11 protein-coding genes, 5 tRNA genes and 3 rRNA genes are annotated in these 20,731 nt (G+C 42.7%); 17 read left to right on the top strand and 2 right to left on the bottom strand.

Annotated features, from left to right (window positions below; all coding sequences use genetic code 11):
- Nucleotides 1-56 precede the first annotated feature (56 nt).
- From KK487_RS05840 to KK487_RS05860, 5 genes are all read left to right on the top strand, one after another.
- Nucleotides 57-132 (top strand) — tRNA-Gly (locus KK487_RS05840).
- A 39-nt stretch (nucleotides 133-171) separates the two neighbouring features.
- Nucleotides 172-258, top strand: a tRNA-Leu gene (locus tag KK487_RS05845).
- 64 nt (nucleotides 259-322) lie between these two features.
- Nucleotides 323-398 (top strand) — tRNA-Gly (locus KK487_RS05850).
- 18 nt (nucleotides 399-416) lie between these two features.
- A tRNA-Cys gene (locus tag KK487_RS05855) sits at nucleotides 417-490 on the top strand.
- Between the two features lie 37 nt (nucleotides 491-527).
- Nucleotides 528-614: transfer RNA gene (locus KK487_RS05860), tRNA-Leu, on the top strand.
- A gap of 684 nt (nucleotides 615-1,298) precedes the next feature.
- Here KK487_RS05860 and KK487_RS05865 read toward each other — a convergent pair.
- The gene (locus tag KK487_RS05865) at nucleotides 1,299-2,717 is read right to left on the bottom strand and encodes an alanine/glycine:cation symporter family protein (RefSeq protein WP_036956983.1); all 1,419 of its coding nucleotides are present in this window, start codon (nucleotides 2,715-2,717) and stop codon (nucleotides 1,299-1,301) included.
- 606 nt (nucleotides 2,718-3,323) lie between these two features.
- Between KK487_RS05865 and KK487_RS05870 the strand changes: the two genes are divergently transcribed.
- From KK487_RS05870 to ihfA, 8 genes are all read left to right on the top strand, one after another.
- Nucleotides 3,324-4,859: ribosomal RNA gene (locus tag KK487_RS05870) — 16S ribosomal RNA — on the top strand.
- Between the two features lie 294 nt (nucleotides 4,860-5,153).
- Nucleotides 5,154-8,039 (top strand): 23S ribosomal RNA (locus KK487_RS05875).
- A gap of 132 nt (nucleotides 8,040-8,171) precedes the next feature.
- Nucleotides 8,172-8,286 (top strand): 5S ribosomal RNA (gene rrf / locus KK487_RS05880).
- Together the 16S, 23S and 5S rRNA genes form the textbook arrangement of a ribosomal RNA operon.
- 497 nt (nucleotides 8,287-8,783) lie before the next feature.
- Entirely contained in the window at nucleotides 8,784-9,839 is a 1,056-nt protein-coding gene (locus KK487_RS05885) for a DUF2066 domain-containing protein (RefSeq protein ID WP_024603125.1), read from the top strand.
- Nucleotides 9,839-10,549 (top strand): DnaA inactivator Hda, encoded by a 711-nt coding sequence (gene hda / locus KK487_RS05890; RefSeq protein WP_024603126.1) that lies wholly within the window; start codon nucleotides 9,839-9,841, stop codon nucleotides 10,547-10,549. Before KK487_RS05885 ends, hda begins: the two co-directional genes overlap by 1 nt.
- Nucleotides 10,550-10,631: 82 nt before the next feature.
- A complete protein-coding gene (gene pheS, locus KK487_RS05895; protein ID WP_013464600.1) occupies nucleotides 10,632-11,612 on the top strand; it encodes a phenylalanine--tRNA ligase subunit alpha in 981 nt (326 codons plus the stop codon).
- Nucleotides 11,613-11,627: 15 nt separating this feature from the next.
- The gene (gene pheT / locus KK487_RS05900; protein ID WP_036956126.1) at nucleotides 11,628-14,015 is read left to right on the top strand and encodes a phenylalanine--tRNA ligase subunit beta; all 2,388 of its coding nucleotides are present in this window, start codon (nucleotides 11,628-11,630) and stop codon (nucleotides 14,013-14,015) included.
- A 2-nt stretch (nucleotides 14,016-14,017) separates the two neighbouring features.
- A complete protein-coding gene (gene ihfA, locus KK487_RS05905) occupies nucleotides 14,018-14,314 on the top strand; it encodes an integration host factor subunit alpha (RefSeq protein WP_008114070.1) in 297 nt (98 codons plus the stop codon).
- A gap of 41 nt (nucleotides 14,315-14,355) precedes the next feature.
- Here ihfA and KK487_RS05910 read toward each other — a convergent pair whose 3' ends face one another.
- Nucleotides 14,356-15,153, bottom strand: coding sequence for a DUF2989 domain-containing protein (locus KK487_RS05910; RefSeq protein WP_024603129.1), 798 nt, complete (start codon nucleotides 15,151-15,153; stop codon nucleotides 14,356-14,358).
- 486 nt (nucleotides 15,154-15,639) lie between these two features.
- On the opposite strand from KK487_RS05910, the gene KK487_RS05915 reads away from it, so the two are divergent.
- From KK487_RS05915 to KK487_RS05930, 4 genes are all read left to right on the top strand, one after another.
- Nucleotides 15,640-17,082 carry a glyceraldehyde-3-phosphate dehydrogenase gene (locus tag KK487_RS05915; RefSeq protein WP_013464603.1) on the top strand — a complete coding sequence of 481 codons (1,443 nt, stop codon included), beginning with the start codon at nucleotides 15,640-15,642 and terminating at the stop codon, nucleotides 17,080-17,082.
- 193 nt (nucleotides 17,083-17,275) lie between these two features.
- Nucleotides 17,276-18,403, top strand: coding sequence for a M14 family metallopeptidase (locus KK487_RS05920; protein WP_036956129.1), 1,128 nt, complete (start codon nucleotides 17,276-17,278; stop codon nucleotides 18,401-18,403).
- Between the two features lie 375 nt (nucleotides 18,404-18,778).
- Nucleotides 18,779-20,281, top strand: coding sequence for an alanine/glycine:cation symporter family protein (locus KK487_RS05925; protein WP_036956131.1), 1,503 nt, complete (start codon nucleotides 18,779-18,781; stop codon nucleotides 20,279-20,281).
- Nucleotides 20,282-20,404: 123 nt separating this feature from the next.
- The gene (locus tag KK487_RS05930) at nucleotides 20,405-20,731 is read left to right on the top strand and encodes a hypothetical protein (protein ID WP_013464606.1); all 327 of its coding nucleotides are present in this window, start codon (nucleotides 20,405-20,407) and stop codon (nucleotides 20,729-20,731) included.

Genomic DNA, 20,731 nt, shown 5'->3' on the forward strand with positions numbered 1-20,731 from the left:
TGGTTACATACACCAATATGTAACTTATAAAAAATCTTATTTAGAATTAATATGATGCGGCACTAGCTCAGTTGGTAGAGCGCGACCTTGCCAAGGTCGAGGTCACGAGTTCGAGCCTCGTGTGCCGCTCCATATTAGTTTTATCCACTTGCTTTAAATAGCAAACTCGATGCCCGAGTGGTGGAATTGGTAGACACAAGGGATTTAAAATCCCTCGACTAACAAGTCGTGCCGGTTCAAGTCCGGCCTCGGGCACCACTTTGTGGTTTGGTTACATACACCAATATGTAACTTATAAAAAATTATTTAGAATTAATATTATGCGGCACTAGCTCAGTTGGTAGAGCGCGACCTTGCCAAGGTCGAGGTCACGAGTTCGAGCCTCGTGTGCCGCTCCAAATTATTTGATATGTTTAGGCGGAATGGCAGAGTGGCCATGCACCGGATTGCAAATCCGTTTACCCCGGTTCGACTCCGGGTTCCGCCTCCAAATAATTACTCCACACGCTTTAATTAGCAAACTCGATGCCCGAGTGGTGGAATTGGTAGACACAAGGGATTTAAAATCCCTCGACTAACAAGTCGTGCCGGTTCAAGTCCGGCCTCGGGCACCACTTTATATTCTTTCCGTAAAATCTAATTAAATCATCATATCTTTATTACTAAATCCCTTTAGGCACACTAATTTACTACCCCTGCTGTTAGCAATAATGGTTTGTTGCAAGGTCTGATACATACTATTGGCTCACCAAGAGACTGTCACTGAACACTTCAGACTTTTTTACAAGTTAATCAAGGTGTAGTGTAGGTCGTTAGCTAAATCATAAACTAGACTCTTTAATACCAATTCGCTTAATTAAGCGGTCTATTTTGAGGCAGGAAAAACGGGTTGATAGCTAGGCAAAAAATTCGCTATTTAGTTGTTCTAAATGAGAATTTTTTAACACAGATAGCGACACGTTTAGTCCCGCAAAATGATTGAGTATTATTGCGGATTGGTATAATAAGCGCAGTGTTAGTTATTATGGTTATGCAGTAATGTATATAAACCTAAGCGGGGATGTCGTTATAAGCATTGAGACCTACTACATAGGTTATTAAATTTACTTGTAGGATGCTTATAATGTTAGGATAAGGTGAGCTTATAGGTAGGTTGGGCGGCTTTAATAACGTCTATCTTCACACTAGTAATTTATAAGTGACTACTGTTATCAGTAACTTTTAGATTAAAGTTAAATCAATAAAAAACCCGAAATGGCCATGGCCGTTCCGGGTTTTTAACTTAAATCACTTTAAAGTTATTTGTGCCAAATACCTTTCGGAATAGTTTTATTAAGCTTGTTGTTTTTACTTGGATCAAACGTCGGTAACTTACCAGCACGTCGTTGAGCGTTATAATCTTTGGCAAGCCATACCACAACTCCTGAGAGCATAAATAGCGCGATTACGTTTACAATCGCCATTAGGCCCATAGACACATCAGCTAGAGTCCACACTAATGGTAATTCACCAAGGGCACCAAACATCACCATACCTAACACTAATAATCTGAAGATCAGCATGCCAGATGCATGGTTATGCTCTAAAAACAATAAGTTCGTTTCTGCATAAGAATAGTTAGCTACAATTGATGTAAAAGCAAAAAACAAAATAGCGACTGCTACAAATATGGCACCCCAGCTGCCTACATGTTCTTCAAGGGCTGCTTGTGTAAGCGCTATACCCGTTACATCTGAGCCTGGCACTAATTGCTCTGATAATAAAATAAGAGCAGCAGTTGCAGTACAAATAATAATAGTATCTACAAATACACCCAGCATTTGTACATACCCCTGTGAAGCAGGGTGAGGTGGGTTTGGCGTTGCCGTTGCTGCAGCATTCGCAGCGCTACCCATACCGGCTTCGTTTGAGAACAAGCCGCGCTTGATCCCTTGGATCATCGCTTGCATTACCCCATAACCAATTGCACCGGCACCCGCTTGCTCAATACCAAAAGCACTTCTAATCACATGCATAAATACATCAGGTAATTCAGTGTAATTTACAGCACATATATAAAGTGCAACCACAAGGTAAGCAGCAGCCATAAATGGAACGGCTAATTCAGCAAATCGAGAAATGGTTTTCAGACCGCCAAATATAATAATACCTGAACCAATAACAAGAGCGATACCGACTATATAGTTAGGTATACCAAAGGCGACTTCAAAAGCCGCAGCAATAGAATTTGACTGTACTGCGTTAAAAACTAAACCAAAGGCTAAAATTAAGCACAATGAAAAGACAACACCCATCCAACGCTTACCAAGTCCGTACTCCATATAATAGGCCGGACCACCACGGAAGTTACCTTCTTCATCTCGTGTTTTATAAGCTTGTGCCAATGTACTTTCAGCAAAGCTAGTAGCCATACCAATTAAAGCAATTAACCACATCCAAAAAATAGCACCTGCGCCACCTAAATAAAGTGCAACGGCAACACCTGCCATATTACCAGTACCAACACGGGCTGCTAAAGATGTACAAAATGCTTGGAAAGAAGAAATGCCGCCGTCAGAGCCTTGACGACTTTGAAACATGACTTTAATCATATGTGGAAACTGTACAAATTGGATAAAACCAAGACGTATTGTAAAAAATAGCCCTGCTGCTATTAATAAGTACACTAAAATATGACCCCATAAGAGACCACTTATACTATTTATTATATCTGTCATGTGCGTTACCTAGTGAACGAGTTGTAAATATCGGGCGCAACTTACCACAAGCACAGTAAATAGTTTAGTAAACAGCGTAAAAAAATGAGTTATCCACAGGGTTTTGTGGGTAACGTGTGTGTCTAGGTGGGGTATCTTTGGGGTAAAAATTAAATGCAAAAAAGCCTTTAAAAACGCTTGCGTTAAAATCGATTCGCCCTATAATGCGACCCCACTGAGACGGGGAACGCCAACGCATAGCGAGGCACGAGCTACTTAGTGAATCGAGTAAAACTTAGTTTCGAAAACTTTCAAGTTTAACAAAATTAAGTATTGACAAAAAAATAGGAAAGCGTAATATGCGCAGCCCTAGCGAGATAAAGTTAAACGCTTTAATCGCAACGTTCTTTAACAATATAAAGCAATCATCTGTGTGGGCACTCGTACAGATTGAGTTCTAACAGCCAAGCTATTTAGGTAGTGAGGCAAACAAATTTAGAGTCTCAATTTAAACTGAGTGACCAACAGAATAGTTACTTCGGTAATTATTCAGCACAGTCAATTCAATATCGAAAGATATTAAATAAATTCAGAATTCATTGAGCTGTCGAAAGACATAAAACTTTTTAATTGAAGAGTTTGATCATGGCTCAGATTGAACGCTGGCGGCAGGCCTAACACATGCAAGTCGAGCGGTAACAGAGAGTAGCTTGCTACTTTGCTGACGAGCGGCGGACGGGTGAGTAATGCTTGGGAACATGCCTTGAGGTGGGGGACAACAGTTGGAAACGACTGCTAATACCGCATAATGTCTACGGACCAAAGGGGGCTTCGGCTCTCGCCTTTAGATTGGCCCAAGTGGGATTAGCTAGTTGGTGAGGTAATGGCTCACCAAGGCGACGATCCCTAGCTGGTTTGAGAGGATGATCAGCCACACTGGGACTGAGACACGGCCCAGACTCCTACGGGAGGCAGCAGTGGGGAATATTGCACAATGGGCGCAAGCCTGATGCAGCCATGCCGCGTGTGTGAAGAAGGCCTTCGGGTTGTAAAGCACTTTCAGTCAGGAGGAAAGGTTAGTAGTTAATACCTGCTAGCTGTGACGTTACTGACAGAAGAAGCACCGGCTAACTCCGTGCCAGCAGCCGCGGTAATACGGAGGGTGCGAGCGTTAATCGGAATTACTGGGCGTAAAGCGTACGCAGGCGGTTTGTTAAGCGAGATGTGAAAGCCCCGGGCTCAACCTGGGAACTGCATTTCGAACTGGCAAACTAGAGTGTGATAGAGGGTGGTAGAATTTCAGGTGTAGCGGTGAAATGCGTAGAGATCTGAAGGAATACCGATGGCGAAGGCAGCCACCTGGGTCAACACTGACGCTCATGTACGAAAGCGTGGGGAGCAAACAGGATTAGATACCCTGGTAGTCCACGCCGTAAACGATGTCTACTAGAAGCTCGGAACCTCGGTTCTGTTTTTCAAAGCTAACGCATTAAGTAGACCGCCTGGGGAGTACGGCCGCAAGGTTAAAACTCAAATGAATTGACGGGGGCCCGCACAAGCGGTGGAGCATGTGGTTTAATTCGATGCAACGCGAAGAACCTTACCTACACTTGACATACAGAGAACTTACCAGAGATGGTTTGGTGCCTTCGGGAGCTCTGATACAGGTGCTGCATGGCTGTCGTCAGCTCGTGTTGTGAGATGTTGGGTTAAGTCCCGCAACGAGCGCAACCCCTATCCTTAGTTGCTAGCAGGTAATGCTGAGAACTCTAAGGAGACTGCCGGTGATAAACCGGAGGAAGGTGGGGACGACGTCAAGTCATCATGGCCCTTACGTGTAGGGCTACACACGTGCTACAATGGCGCATACAGAGTGCTGCGAACTCGCGAGAGTAAGCGAATCACTTAAAGTGCGTCGTAGTCCGGATTGGAGTCTGCAACTCGACTCCATGAAGTCGGAATCGCTAGTAATCGCGTATCAGAATGACGCGGTGAATACGTTCCCGGGCCTTGTACACACCGCCCGTCACACCATGGGAGTGGGTTGCTCCAGAAGTAGATAGTCTAACCCTCGGGAGGACGTTTACCACGGAGTGATTCATGACTGGGGTGAAGTCGTAACAAGGTAGCCCTAGGGGAACCTGGGGCTGGATCACCTCCTTATACGATTTAGAACTTATTTGTTCGTAGTGTCCACACAGATGATTGTTAGTTAGTTTCACCCTTTGGGTTAACTAATTAATATGCTCTTTAAAAATTTGGAAAAGCTGATAATAAAATTCGTATAAATACATTGTATTTGTACAGAGTTTTCAAAAGTAAAAAAGAATGATAGCAGTATCATTCAGTGCCATTTAATGAACGTTTACGTTTGTTGATTGGTATCTACTTTAGTATTCAATATTAACTTCTGGCGAAGTTAAACTGTCACAAAACAAAGACCCGTTTGGGTTGTATGGTTAAGTGACTAAGCGTACACGGTGGATGCCTTGGCAGTTGGAGGCGATGAAGGACGTATTAACTTGCGATAAGCCTAGTCAAGCTAGTAAAAAGCACTTGAGACTAGGATTTCCGAATGGGGAAACCCACCTGCTTGCAGGTATCGTTAACTGAATACATAGGTTAACGAGGCGAACGCGGAGAACTGAAACATCTAAGTACCCGTAGGAAAAGAAATCAACCGAGATTCCGATAGTAGCGGCGAGCGAAATCGGAACAGCCCTTAAGCTTATTATGTGTTAATGGAAGGCTCTGGAAAGTGCCACGATACAGGGTGATAGTCCCGTACATGAAAACGCATTTTAAGTGAAATCGAGTAGGTCGGAGCACGTGAAACTTTGACTGAATATAGGTGGACCATCATCTAAGGCTAAATACTCCCAACTGACCGATAGTGAACCAGTACCGTGAGGGAAAGGCGAAAAGAACCCCTGTGAGGGGAGTGAAATAGAACCTGAAACCGTGTACGTACAAGCAGTAGGAGCCCACTTGTTGGGTGACTGCGTACCTTTTGTATAATGGGTCAGCGACTTATATTTTGTAGCGAGGTTAACCGATTAGGGTAGCCGTAGGGAAACCGAGTCTTAACTGGGCGAATAGTTGCAAGGTATAGACCCGAAACCCGGTGATCTAGCCATGGGCAGGTTGAAGGTTGAGTAACATCAACTGGAGGACCGAACCCACTAACGTTGAAAAGTTAGGGGATGACCTGTGGTTAGGAGTGAAAGGCTAATCAAACCGGGAGATAGCTGGTTCTCCCCGAAATCTATTTAGGTAGAGCCTCGGACGAATACTTACGGGGGTAGAGCACTGTTAAGGCTAGGGGGTCATCCCGACTTACCAACCCTTTGCAAACTCCGAATACCGTAAAGTACTATCCGGGAGACACACGGCGGGTGCTAACGTCCGTCGTGAAGAGGGAAACAACCCAGACCGCCAGCTAAGGTCCCAAAGTCATAGTTAAGTGGGAAACGATGTGGAAAGGCCCAGACAGCCAGGAGGTTGGCTTAGAAGCAGCCATCCTTTAAAGAAAGCGTAATAGCTCACTGGTCGAGTCGGTCTGCGCGGAAGATGTAACGGGGCTAAACTATGCACCGAAGCTGCGGATTCAGAATTTATTCTGAGTGGTAGGGGAGCGTTCTGTAAGCGGTTGAAGGTGTACCGGGAGGTATGCTGGACGTATCAGAAGTGCGAATGCTGACATGAGTAACGATAATGCGGGTGAAAAACCCGCACGCCGGAAGACCAAGGGTTCCTATCCATGTTAATCAGGGTAGGGTAAGTCGACCCCTAAGGCGAGGCCGAAAGGCGTAGTCGATGGGAAACGGATTAATATTTCCGTACTTGGTATAATTGCGATGGGGGGACGGAGCAGGCTAAGCAAGCATGGCGATGGTAGTCCATGTGAAAGTGTGTAGGCTAGCGACTTAGGTAAATCCGGGTTGCTGTTAGGCTGAGACACGAGACGAGTCACCAAGGTGATGAAGTTGCTGATGCCATACTTCCAGGAAAAGCCTCTAAGCTTCAGATTATACCGAATCGTACCCCAAACCGACACAGGTGGTCAGGTAGAGAATACTAAGGCGCTTGAGAGAACTCGGGTGAAGGAACTAGGCAAAATCGTACCGTAACTTCGGGAGAAGGTACGCTCCGATTGGTGATGAGACTTGCTCTTTAAGCTGATTGGAGCCGCAGTGACCAGGTGGCTGGGACTGTTTATTAAAAACACAGCACTGTGCAAAATCGCAAGATGACGTATACGGTGTGACACCTGCCCGGTGCCGGAAGGTTAATTGATGGGGTTATCTTCGGAGAAGCTCTTGATCGAAGCCCCGGTAAACGGCGGCCGTAACTATAACGGTCCTAAGGTAGCGAAATTCCTTGTCGGGTAAGTTCCGACCTGCACGAATGGTGTAACCATGGCCACGCTGTCTCCACCCGAGACTCAGTGAAATTGAAATCGCAGTGAAGATGCTGTGTACCCGCGGCTAGACGGAAAGACCCCGTGAACCTTTACTACAGCTTGGCACTGAACATTGAACCTACATGTGTAGGATAGGTGGGAGACTTAGAAGCAGAGACGCTAGTTTTTGTGGAGTCGTCCTTGAAATACCACCCTTGTAGTTTTGATGTTCTAACGTTGGCCCCTGAATCGGGGTTACGGACAGTGCCTGGTGGGTAGTTTGACTGGGGCGGTCTCCTCCCAAAGAGTAACGGAGGAGCACGAAGGTTGGCTAAGTACGGTCGGACATCGTACGGTTAGTGTAATGGTAGAAGCCAGCTTAACTGCGAGACAGACACGTCGAGCAGGTACGAAAGTAGGTCATAGTGATCCGGTGGTTCTGAATGGAAGGGCCATCGCTCAACGGATAAAAGGTACTCCGGGGATAACAGGCTGATACCGCCCAAGAGTTCATATCGACGGCGGTGTTTGGCACCTCGATGTCGGCTCATCACATCCTGGGGCTGAAGTCGGTCCCAAGGGTATGGCTGTTCGCCATTTAAAGTGGTACGCGAGCTGGGTTTAGAACGTCGTGAGACAGTTCGGTCCCTATCTGCCGTGGGCGTTTGAGAATTGAGAGGGGTTGCTCCTAGTACGAGAGGACCGGAGTGAACGAACCGCTGGTGTTCGGGTTGTCATGCCAATGGCATTGCCCGGTAGCTACGTTCGGAACTGATAAGCGCTGAAAGCATCTAAGCGCGAAGCAGGCCTCGAGATGAGTTCTCACTAGACTTTTAAAGTCTCTGAAGGGCCGTTGAAGACTACAACGTTGATAGGCAAGATGTGGAAGTGGTGTGAGCCATTAAGCTAACTTGTACTAATTACCCGTGAGGCTTAACCATACAACGCCAAACGCGTTTTATGCGACAGTTTAAGCAAGAAGTTAATAGACTAAAGTAGATACTTGATTACTCTTTATTATCAGAATTCCAAATTTTAGTAAGCTCGATTAAATCGAGCTTACACCAAATTTGCTTGGTGACAATAGCGTTTTGGACCCACCTGACCCCATGCCGAACTCAGCAGTGAAACGAAACAGCGCCGATGATAGTGTAGCATTTGCTATGTGAAAGTAGGACATTACCAGGCTCCAAATTGAGAAAGCCCGATTCGAAAGAGTCGGGCTTTTTTACGTCTGCAGGAAGTGAAAATACAGATGCAAGATAAAAGGTAACAGGTTAAAGGAAGAGAATTGATCAGAGCCTAATGCATACTCCATGCATCGGTTATGCATTCTCTATCGTTATCGGCACCATGACTCCAAACACGAAAAAGCCCGACTAGCAGTCGTTGGGCTTTTTCGTGTTTGGAATAAAGTGAAAATGCAGGTCAAGGTAAAAGGTAATAGGTTAAAGGAAGAGAGTTGATCAGAGACTAATGCCTACTCCATGCATCGGTTATGCATTCTCTATCGTTGTCGGCACCATGATATTCTACTGCCTTATCGCTACGAAGTAGCGCAGCGACTCTTAATACAAGAAAGTTCGACTTAATCAGCAGCTTTAGTCACTGTAAAAATATAATTTTGCTTTGTTAGTGGCTTTGATTTAGGATCAAAACAGTTTAAAACCAAGAATGATTTGCCTGTGTATAGATTATTAATTAGCGCCTTATCCATTTTCTTTTGTGTTTCTGTATCTGCAGTTGAAGTAACTGATCTATATCAAGATATTTTGGTCGTAGAAGATAAATCTCGTGATGCGCGTTTAGACGCTAGTCGCAAAGCGCTTCTTAACGTACTAGTAAAAGTGAGTGGTGATAAAAGTGCAGATGAAAATCAGATAGCACAGCAACGCACCAAAGATATATCTGATTATATGCTGAAATTTGAATACGATGAGCGTATTCCTGGAACGCTTAAGTTACTAGTTAAATTTGAAGCGCGAAAGATCAATGCACTAATAAAAGATCTTAATTTGCCGTTGTGGGGAGCTCAACGTCCACTGGTTGCTATCTGGTTAGGCATTGAAGATAACAGGCAGCGAGAGCTGGTTACTCAAGAGAGTTATCCTCAGTTAGAGCAACTGATTTACGACAAAGCAAGCCGCCGCGGTTTACCGGTTGTTGTGCCTTTACTCGATTTACAAGACAGACGGCTTGTTGGTGTCCCTGAAGTTTGGGGAAATTTTTCTGGGCCTGTAGAAGAGGCATCTAAACGCTACAGTGCTGAGCGAAGTATTACTGCTAGAATGTATCAAGCGTTTAACTCTGATAATTGGGTACTAGATTGGCGCTTTACCAATGATGAAATGTTTGAATCTAACCGTATCACTGGCTATAGACAGCAAATTGTTGCGCAAATGATTGATGATTTAGCACAAGGTTTAGCTGGTGAATATGCGATTGATCCTAATGCTTATTATGAGCAGCGTACTGCCAATTTAACTTTAAAAGGGACTGAGAGCTTTGTTGATATTGAATTGGCTAAGCGCCGCTTAATGAATCTAAGCGTAGTAACTCAAGCTGTTATTCTACGCAAAACACCCGATTCGGTTGAGTTTGAGCTTCATCATACGGGGACTGTGAGTGACCTTAAAAAAGCCCTTGGCCTGGATAACGCCTTTAAAGACTATGTTGATCCTCGTGCTTTTTATCACATAGTTGATGAGCAAAGCCTAGAGTATCAATGGGTTGTAAATTAATGCTAACTCAAGAGCCAATACAAATGGCATTGCCGGTTACTTTACCGGACGATGAAACATTTGCATCCTACTTTGGCGGTGAAGACTCACTTGAGGTAAATCATCTCAAAGATAGCTTTTCTAAGCTTGCTCACTCTTTTCAGTATACCTATTTGTGTGGCTTAGGAGATTCTGGTAAATCTCACTTACTATATGCCACTTGTATTCAGGCACAAGAGCGTGGCTTATCTAATATGCTACTTTCCATGCGCGAGGTCATTCATTTTGGACCAATGGTTTTAGATGGGCTTGAAGCATTAGATGTATTGTGTATTGATGATGTGCACTTGGTAGCAGGCAATGATGCATGGGAAAAAGCGTTATTTAACTTTTTTAATCGCTTTAATGAGCCCAATAAAATGCTGGTAGTGACTGCCGATTTACTGCCTAACATGCTTAATATTAGCTTGCCCGACTTAGAATCCCGTTTAAAGTGGGGCACTACGTTTCAAATTCGTTCTATGAGTGACGATGATAAAGCACAGGCGCTGGTTAAGCGTGCAAATATGCGTGGGCTTGAACTGAGCGATGAATGTGCGCGATTTTTATTAACGCGTTTGAGTCGTGATATGCGTGCTTTATTGGATGTATTAGACAAATTAGATCACGCATCCATGGCTGCACAACGAAAATTGACTATTCCTTTTATAAAATCAACGCTAAAGCTGTAGTAGGTCTAGAATCTAGACCCTGCTTTCAGTTATCATTAGCTAACTAAATTGTAATCACCTTCTGTGAAAGATCAGGTATCGAATGAACTTAGAAAACATATTAGCGCAAGCACTTGAGGCGGTAGCCAGTGCCAGTGAAATCGCGCAGCTAGAAGAGATCAGGGTTAACTATCTTGGTAAAAAAGGCGAAATTACCAGCTTACTTAAAACGTTAGGTAAAATTGCCCCTGAAGAACGTAAAGAAGCAGGCCAAGTAATTAACCAAGCTAAGCAAGACGTGCAAGTTGCGATTAATGACAAGCGTGAATTGTTAGCAAGTAAAGCATTAGAAGAAAAACTAGCAGCAGAAACAATCGATGTAACTTTACCTGGGCGTGTTATGCCATCGGGTGGTTTGCACCCAGTAACTCGCACCATTGAGCGTATTGAAAGCTTCTTTGGTGAACTTGGCTTTGCTGTTAAATCAGGCCCTGAAGTTGAAGATGATTTTCATAACTTTGATGCGTTAAATATACCAGAGCATCACCCTGCTCGCGCCGATCACGATACCTTTTACTTTAATCCTAAGCTGGTTTTACGTACTCAAACCAGTGGTGTACAAATTCGTACAATGGAAACTGAGCAACCGCCACTGCGTATTATTTCGCCAGGGCGTGTATACCGTAATGACTACGACCAAACACACACGCCTATGTTCCATCAGGTGGAAGGGTTGATGGTTGATACTGATGTAAGCTTCACTGAGCTTAAAGGTATTTTACATGACTTTTTACGTAACTTTTTTGAAGAAGACATGGAAATTCGTTTTCGTCCTTCATTCTTCCCGTTTACAGAGCCTTCAGCCGAAGTGGACGTGATGGGTAAAGACGGTAAATGGTTAGAAGTATTAGGCTGCGGCATGGTTCATCCTAACGTACTTAAGTCTGTAGGCATCGATCCTGAAAAATACACAGGTTTCGCTTTTGGTATGGGTGTTGAGCGCTTAACCATGTTGCGTTACGGCGTAAACGATTTACGTGCGTTTTTCGAAAATGACTTAAAATTCCTAAACCAGTTCCGTTAAGAGTGAAGAGATAAAATGAAATTTAGTGAAAAGTGGTTAAGAGAGTGGGTAAATCCTGCAATTGATACGCAAGCTCTTTCGGAACAGCTTTCAATGGCTGGTTTAGAAGTAGATGGCGTTGAGCCGGCAGCAGCCAAATTTAATGGCGTTGTGGTAGGTGAAGTGGTTGAGTGTGGCCAACACCCTGATGCAGATAAACTACGTGTAACAAAAATTAATGTTGGTGGTGATGAACTGCTTGATATTGTTTGTGGTGCACCAAATTGCCGCCAAGGTATTAAAGTTGCAGTTGCCACTGTTGGCGCAGTGTTACCAGGCGATTTCAAAATTAAAAAAGCCAAACTTCGTGGTCAGCCTTCACACGGCATGTTATGTGCGTTTGATGAGCTAGGTATTAGTGAAGAAGGCGATGGCATTATGGAATTGCCACTTGATGCGCCTATTGGTGCCGATTTACGCGAATATTTAGCGCTTGATGACAACATTATTGACGTAGATTTAACACCTAACCGTGGCGACTGTTTAGGTATTAAAGGGCTTGCCCGTGAAGTCGGCGTACTTAACAGTATTGATGTAAATACATTAAGCATTCCAGCGGTAACCCCGACAATTGAAGACAAAGTATCTATTGAGTTGGTTAACGATGATGCCTGTCCTCGCTATTTAGGGCGTGTTATTAAGGGCATTAACCTAGACGCTGAGACGCCATTATGGATGGTTGAAAAGCTACGTCGTAGTGGTGTACGTTCAATTGATCCGGTTGTTGATGTGACTAACTTTGTATTATTAGAGCTTGGCCACCCAATGCATGCATTTGATTTAAATGCGATTGATGGTGGAATTAAAGTACGTAGTGCAACCCCAGGTGAAGAGCTGGTTTTATTAGACGGTAATACGGCTAAATTAAATGAATCGACATTAGTGATTGCCGATCATCATAAAGCGCTAGCCATTGCTGGTATTTTTGGCGGTGAGCAATCGGGTGTTACTGAAAAAACAACTGATATTTTACTAGAAAGTGCATTCTTCAACCCAGTGGCTATTGCAGGACAAGCACGCAGCTATGGTTTGCACACTGATGCATCTCATCGCTATGAGCGTGGCGTCGACTTTGCACTACAACACGATGCCATGGAGCGCGCTACAGCGTTACTTCTGGAGATTGTAGGTGGTAACGCAGGTCCAATCGTTGAAGCTGTTGCTGCAGATAAGTTACCAAAAGTAACTGAAGTACGTTTACGTCGTTCACGTTTAGACCGTGTTATTGGTCATCACATTGACGATGCAAAAGTAACCGATATTCTTACGCGTTTAGGTCTTGATGTTAAATTTGACAATGATAGCTGGAGCGCTGATGTACCAAGCTACCGTTTTGATATTCGTATTGAAGAAGATTTAATTGAAGAAGTAGCACGTGTATACGGTTATAACAGTATTCCTAATGTGGCACCAACTGCAAAACTTAAAATGACCACACATGATGAGTCAACTGTTGCACTGAGCCGTTTTCGTAATGCGCTAGTAACCCGTGGCTATCAAGAAGCCATTACTTACAGTTTTGTTGATCCTAAAGCGCAAGCTATTTTACACCCTGAGTGTAATGCATTGGTATTGCCGCACCCAATTTCAATTGAAATGTCAGCGATGCGTGTAAGTTTAATGCCTGGCTTATTAGCATCTGTTGCCTATAACCAAAACCGCCAGCAACCACGTATTCGCTTATTTGAACATGGCCTTAAATTTATCAGCGATGAAAGCGCAGAAAATGGCGTTTACCAAGTGCCGGTTATTGGTGGTGTTATTACTGGGCTTGTGCATGGCGAGCATTGGGTTGAAGAAAAACGTAACGTTGATTTTTACGACCTAAAAGGGGATGTTGAAGCATTACTTGCTATTACCAATGATGTTAGCCGCTTTGAAATTAAAGCCGAGCAATCAGATGGCCTTCATCCTGGTCAATCAGCCGTTATTTATGTTGATGGAAAAAAAGTAGGTTTCTTTGGTGCATTACACCCTCAAGCGCAAAAATCGTTAGATATCAATAACGCTACTTTTGTGTTTGAAATTGAAATGTCGGCATTAGAAAAAAGAAATTTACCGCAGGCTGTTGGGGTGTCTAAATTCCCATCAAATCGCCGCGACATCGCTATTTTAGTACAAGACAGCGTTAAAATAGGTGATATTTTAAACGTCATCGGAAAAGTTGGCGGAAATCAATTGGTTGACCTAAACTTATTCGATGTGTATAAGGGCAAAGGTATTGAGCCAAATTATAAGAGTTTGGCGATTGCTCTAACACTGCAAGCGGTTGATAGAACACTCGAAGAGAAAGATATCAATCAGGTAGTTGATAACGTGGTGGCCGCACTGGCCGAAAAGTTTAATGCATCGTTGAGGGACTAGATATGGCGCTTACTAAAGCCGACATAGCTGAACACCTATTTGAAAAGCTCGGGATCAATAAAAAAGATGCCAAAGATTTAGTTGAAGCGTTTTTTGAAGAAATCCGCTCAGCGCTTGAAAAAGGCGAGCAGATTAAGCTCTCTGGATTTGGTAACTTTGATCTTCGAGATAAGAAAGAAAGGCCGGGACGTAATCCGAAAACGGGAGAAGATATCCCAATTTCAGCACGTCGCGTGGTTACCTTTAGACCGGGGCAAAAGTTAAAAACCCGTGTCGAAGTAGGCACTAGCAAAAAATAAACAAAAAGGCAGCGTAAGCTGCCTTTTTTGTATCTGTTTTATTATTTCCGGGGGGAGATAAACGTTCCTTGATCTATTTGCTGCAAAGTCTGCTCGGCTAACCTATCTAAACTCTCTAAATTCTTTCCTTGTGCTATTAACTGCTGCTCAATTAACAGTATATCAATATGTTCAATACCAGAAAACTGAGCTATTTTGGCAAAAATATAAGCATGTTTATATTGTTGATGTTTATAAAACAGGCTGATTAAAGACATATATATTTCAGGGTTCGGTTCATGCTTCGCTTTATTCAGCGCTAGCGTGTTGTATAAAAAATTAATCGCTTTTTCTTCATCAACCTTAATGTAATAAGACGCTAAGTAAAATTGCATCTCAGCACTTTGTTCAACTTCTGCAGTATGTTCTAAAGCGAGCAAACGTGTTAATGCACTTTCGTCATTGTTTCTTGACCAATGATAATAAAGCAAGCCCGGGTGGCTGGTGTGTTTTGTCTGTTGATAAATCCGTGCCATTTCCCTCATGCTCGTTAAGTGGGCATGTCGGCGAGCCGTGGTTTTGCTTTTTAGTTTTATGTGCTGAATGTTGGCTGCCAAAGCAATACATTGATTGTAATGCTCAAACGCTTTAAGTAATTGATATTTGTGTTCATCGGTTGGTTGTAAAGATTCAAGGTGACGAGAAAAAATAGTACGTTCTCGCTGCGCTTTACAGTGACTATCTTGGTTAAGATCATTACATATGGCCGGCGATTGAACGCAAATATCTTCAACGGTTAAAGATTCTTCACAGCCTGTAAGCAAAATTGCAAAGGCGAGGGTTATGCGCTTAAAAGCCATCCGAGTCTCTCAAATTATTAGGGTCTGTTGACCTTTCAAGGTTGAATTTGCAGCAGTCTGTTTGGTATTGAGACAAGGCAGAGCCTATGTGGTGTGGTTATTCCCCATAAATAGGCGATAACGTTGCATCAATGCCAAACAGGCGCTGCCCGAAGGGTTCTGCCTAGGGGCGATTTACTCTTTGCTGCCTACATGGATGTAGGTAAGGGGCGTGAGCAGGACGCGGAAGCTTTGCTCGGTTTTGACTTAGCCCACTAGGTTACAAACCTCGCACCGCGATTAAATTGTCCCTAGTTTGAACAAATTTTAATCCGCAAAGGTCAACAGACCCTCATATAGTATTATTCTAGCCTAAACTTTAGTCTCTAACAGTAGAGAATAAAATGAGATTAAATTAGAATAGACCTGCCCGAAGGAATGCGTTGCTCTCAAAATTCGATGCATTCTTAGGCTATCCGTTCAAAATTGTTTAATTAGGTAAAAAAAATGACCTCATCTCACGAGTTAGAATACACAAGTAGCTGGCAAGAACGTCAAGATTACGCAGAAAGCATGCAGCCTATTATTGGTAAATTGTACCGTAATCGTGGTATCGAAATCGCTGTTTACGGCCGTCCATTAGTAAATTCAAGCACTATTGATATTATCAAGTCTCACAAATCAGTAGCTCAATTTGAAGGGACTAAACTACGCCTACGTGAAAGCTTCCCATTCTTAGAAGCTATCAGCAAAATGGAATTAAATTCTGCCCGTATCGATATTGGTAAATTAGCATACAGCTATTTATACACAGATGCAGCGAATGGTCGTTCAGTAGAAGAGTTTGTTAAAGATGAACTTGCTGAAATTGTTGACTCTAAACCAAAAGCACCACGTGACGTTGTACTTTACGGTTTTGGTCGTATCGGTCGCTTATTAGCGCGTTTATTAATTGAAAAATCAGGCCCGTATGCCGATTTAAACCTTCGCGCTATTGTTGTGCGTGGCGGTAAAGATGGCGATTTAGAGAAACGTGCAAGCTTATTACGTCGTGACTCTATCCATGGTCCATTTAATGGTTCTATCACTATCGATAAAGAGCGTAATGCAATTAAAGCGAACGGTAGCTACATTCAAGTTATCTACGCTAACTCGCCAAGTGAAGTTGATTACAGCGCCTACGGCATCGAAAACGCACTTGTTGTTGATAACACAGGTATTTGGAAAGATGAAGCCGGCCTTGGTCAACACTTAGAATCTAAAGGGGCTGCAAAAGTATTATTAACAGCGCCTGCTAAAGGTAATATTAAAAATATCGTTTACGGTGTAAACAACCAAGATATTTTACCTGAAGACAAAATCGTCTGTGCAGCAAGCTGTACAACCAATGCGATTACGCCAACACTTAAAGCATTAAACGATCAGTTTGGTATTAAGAATGGCCATGTTGAAACAGTTCACTCATACACTAATGACCAAAACTTAATTGATAACTACCATAAAGCAGAACGTCGTGGTCGTGCTGCGGCATTAAACATGGTTATCACTGAAACAGGTGCAGCGAAAGCGGTATCTAAAGCATTACCAGAGCTTGAAGGTAAACTAACAGGTAACGCAATCCGTGTACCTACACCAAACGTATCGTTAGCTATCTTAAACTTGAACCTTGAAAAGAGTACAACGGTTGAAGAGCTTAATGCGTTTTTACGTGAAACAGCACTTCACTCAGACCTACGTGATCAAATTGATTACACAGCATCAACTGAAATCGTCTCTACCGATTTAGTGGGTAGCCGTTACGCAGGTGTTGTTGATTCTCAAGCAACGATTGTTGATGATAACCGTGTTGTACTTTACGTATGGTACGACAATGAGTTTGGTTATAGCTGCCAGGTAGTTCGCTGTATGCGCGACATGGCAGAAGTCTCATTCCCAAGTTTACCTCGATAAACACATGAGCTATTAAGAAAAGCCAGCACTTGCTGGCTTTTTTAGGCCTGAAGATTTTTAAAGTGAAGCGGTTATGGTACGCTTTATTAAATTGGGTACGCGTTTATACACTTTTAAAGTGCAGTGACACGTATTTACCTCTTGGCTAAGTGCCTTAGTCAAAGACACACAGTTAACTAATAGGTTTGTTGTAATGAAAATCAGTAGCAATTTCGACAGTGGTAATATTAAAGTTATTGAAGCCACCGATCCGTTAAATATTCAGCTAGAAATTAATAAAGATCACCAGTCTGAGTTTTATCAGTGGTTTCACTTTCGTCTTGAGACAACGCCTTATCAACTTCATCAGTTAAATATTAATAATCTTGATAAGTCTGCATACCCTGATGGTTGGGTAGACTACCAAGCTGTCGCTTCATACGACCGTCAAACATGGTTCCGTGTACCGTCTTCGTATGAAAATGGCACATTAACATTTGAGCTTGAGCCTGAGTGCAGCAGCGTTTACTTCGCCTACTTTGCACCTTACAGCTACGATCGTCATTTAGACTTATTAGCATGGGCGCAAAGCCAAGAAATTTGCCAACTAGAAACACTAGGTCAAACGCTTGATGGGCGTGACATGAGCGTGCTTAAAATTGGTCAGCCAAGCGCCGATAAAAAAGTAATTTGGATCACTGCTCGTCAACACCCAGGTGAAACAATGGCAGAGTGGTTTGTAGAAGGCTTAGTACACAAGCTACTTGATGATGAAGACCCTCATGCAGCAGCGTTACTATCAAAAGCGGTATTTTATATCGTGCCAAACATGAATCCAGATGGCAGTGTACGCGGTCACCTACGCACTAACGCTAAAGGGGTTAACTTAAACCGTGAATGGCAAACACCCAGCATGGAAAACAGCCCAGAAGTTTACTTAGTGCTTAATAAAATGCGCGAAGCCGGCTTAGACATGCACCTAGACATTCATGGTGATGAAGCCATTCCATATAATTTTGTTGCCGGTAGCGAAGGCATACCAAGCTATGATGCACGCCTAAAAGGCCTAGAGGATAGCTTTAAGGCCGCGCTTTTAACTATTACTCCAGAGTTTCAAGATACGCATGGCTACGATAAAGACGAACCAGGTCAAGCTAACTTAACAGTAGGTTCATCAGCCACAGCAGAAGAATTTAAAGCACTAACTTACACAGTTGAAATGCCATTTAAAGATAATAATGACTTACCCGATCCAGATTATGGTTGGTCAGATCGTCGTTCATATCAATTTGGTCAAGATACTTTAGCAGCCATTGTTAATGTTGTAGACAACTTAAGATAAAACGTTTGTTTCAAAGGGTATCAATAAATATTGATACCCTTTTTACTTTTAGCTAAACCAACCGTACCAAAAAATAAGAATCATTTACCCACCACAGCACTAAAACGTTTCAATACACCTTCTCGACAGATTTAATACCATATAGTCTAAATCAATTTGCACTTAGTTAAACGTTGATCTGGAAGGCTCAATATAAATAAACAATAAGTTGTTTTGAAAATTAACTGTTAACAAGGTTGGGCACTTAAGTTAATATCGATTGAACAATAAGAAAAACGAAAAAGATTAACCCCTTATTTCGTAAAGCTTATGACAGGTATTCTGAGTAGCAGAGTATGGTAATTAATAATAATAAATATAACTGTGAGGATGTTCATGGAAGCTTTTGTAAGCGCCGTTAATGATGTTGTTTGGAGTGATGCACTCATCTATTTATGCCTAGGCGCAGGTTTATTTTACTCCGTACTAACTCGATTTGCTCAAGTTAGACATTTTAAAGAAATGTGTAAGCTATTATTTAGCCCTAACACCTCAGAAAAAGGAATTTCATCTTTTCAAGCTCTTGCTGTTTCATTATCTGGCCGAGTAGGGGTTGGTAATATTGCCGGTGTGGCAGCCGCAATTGGTTTTGGAGGCCCTGGCGCTATTTTCTGGATGTGGGTTGTTGCTTTTTTAGGTGCAAGTACTGCATACGCGGAGTCAACATTAGGTCAAATTTATAAGTTAGAAGAAGACGGCCAATACCGCGGTGGTCCAGCGTATTATTTTGATCGTTGTTTAGGGCAAAAGTGGCTGGCTGTATTATTTGCTGTGTCGGCAATTATAGCCTGTGGGGTTTTCCTGCCGGGCGTGCAAGCAAATGCTGTGGGCAACGCATTCACTCAAGTATTTGGCGATGGCACTATGGTGTCTACAAGTTTTGGTGACGTAGGTAGTTTTAAACTGGTTGCGTTGGCCATTATTCTAATCGTTTTAGCGTTTATTATCTTTGGTGGTATAAGGCGCATTGCTAATTTTACGCAAATTGTAGTGCCATTTATGGCGCTTGGTTACATCGTATTGGCCTTAATTATCGTATTTTTAAATATAGACAAAGTCCCGGGTATTTTCTCGCTCATTATTGGTGATGCATTTACAGCCCAAGCAGGTTTTGGTGCTGCAATTGGCTGGGGTGTTAAGCGTGGAATATACTCTAATGAAGCCGGCCAAGGTACAGGTCCTCATGCGGCGGCGGCGGCAGAAGTTGATCACCCTGCACAGCAAGGTTTAGTGCAAGCTTTTTCTGTATATGTTGATACACTTTTTGTATGTACAGCAACGGCATTAATGATTTTAATGACGCAGCAATACAATGTAGTCGGTACTTTGCCAGAAGGGCAATTCATTATACAAAATGTTGATGCGGCAACTGAAGTGGGGTCAGCAGCATTTACCCAAATGGCGTTGTTTAGTGTATTTGGTAGCTTTGGCGAAGCGTTTGTAGGTATCGCTTTATTCTTCTTTGCTTTTACCACCATACTGGCTTATTACTTCATTGCTGAGACGAATATCGCGTACTTAAATCGCTACTTTAAAGGAAGTATTCCGCTTGTAGTAGTAAAACTTATGATTATGTTTATGGTAGCCTACGGCATGGTTAACAGTTCCGGTTATATATGGACTATTGGCGACATAGGCGTTGGCTTAATGGCGTGGATCAACATATTGGGTATATTAGCCATTTTCTTTGTCGCTAAACCGGCCTTAACATGTTTGAGTGATTATGAAGACCAGAAGAAAAAAGGTGGCCAAATCACATTTGATCCCGTTAAGTTAGGGATTAAAAATGCTACCTTCTGGGAAAAGCGCCTTGAAAAGCAATCTAAAGACGCTGAATAAACAGATCCCAATAACCTAATATCATCTATTGGGTTAAATTCAAAAAAGACAAAGAGCAATAAAACAAGTACAATGAAAAGCGCCGAAAGGCGCTTTTTTTATGCGTAGTATGGAGAGAGATGTATGGCGATTATTCGTTGCCCCAAATGTGCAAAATCAATTTCAGATAAACATTCGCAGTGTCCACATTGCCAAAGTAACGTTGCTGAATTAAATGCCGAGCAAGTTCAACAACTTCAACGTGAGCAGCGAATTAAAAAGCAGCAAATGTTTATGAACCACTCCTTTTTAGCGCTGATCTTATTTTTAGGTGGCTTCTTTTGTTTGTACTTCCTACAACCTCAAGAAAAAACACTTCAGTGGTATGCGTATACCTCGGCCATTGGCATTGGCTGTATTTGGTACCTTATTAACCGTATTATTTTAGTGACTCTGAAAAAGAAAAAATGA

It is taken from the genome of Pseudoalteromonas sp. SiA1, from assembly GCF_018732205.1.
Lineage (GTDB): Bacteria > Pseudomonadota > Gammaproteobacteria > Enterobacterales > Alteromonadaceae > Pseudoalteromonas > Pseudoalteromonas tetraodonis.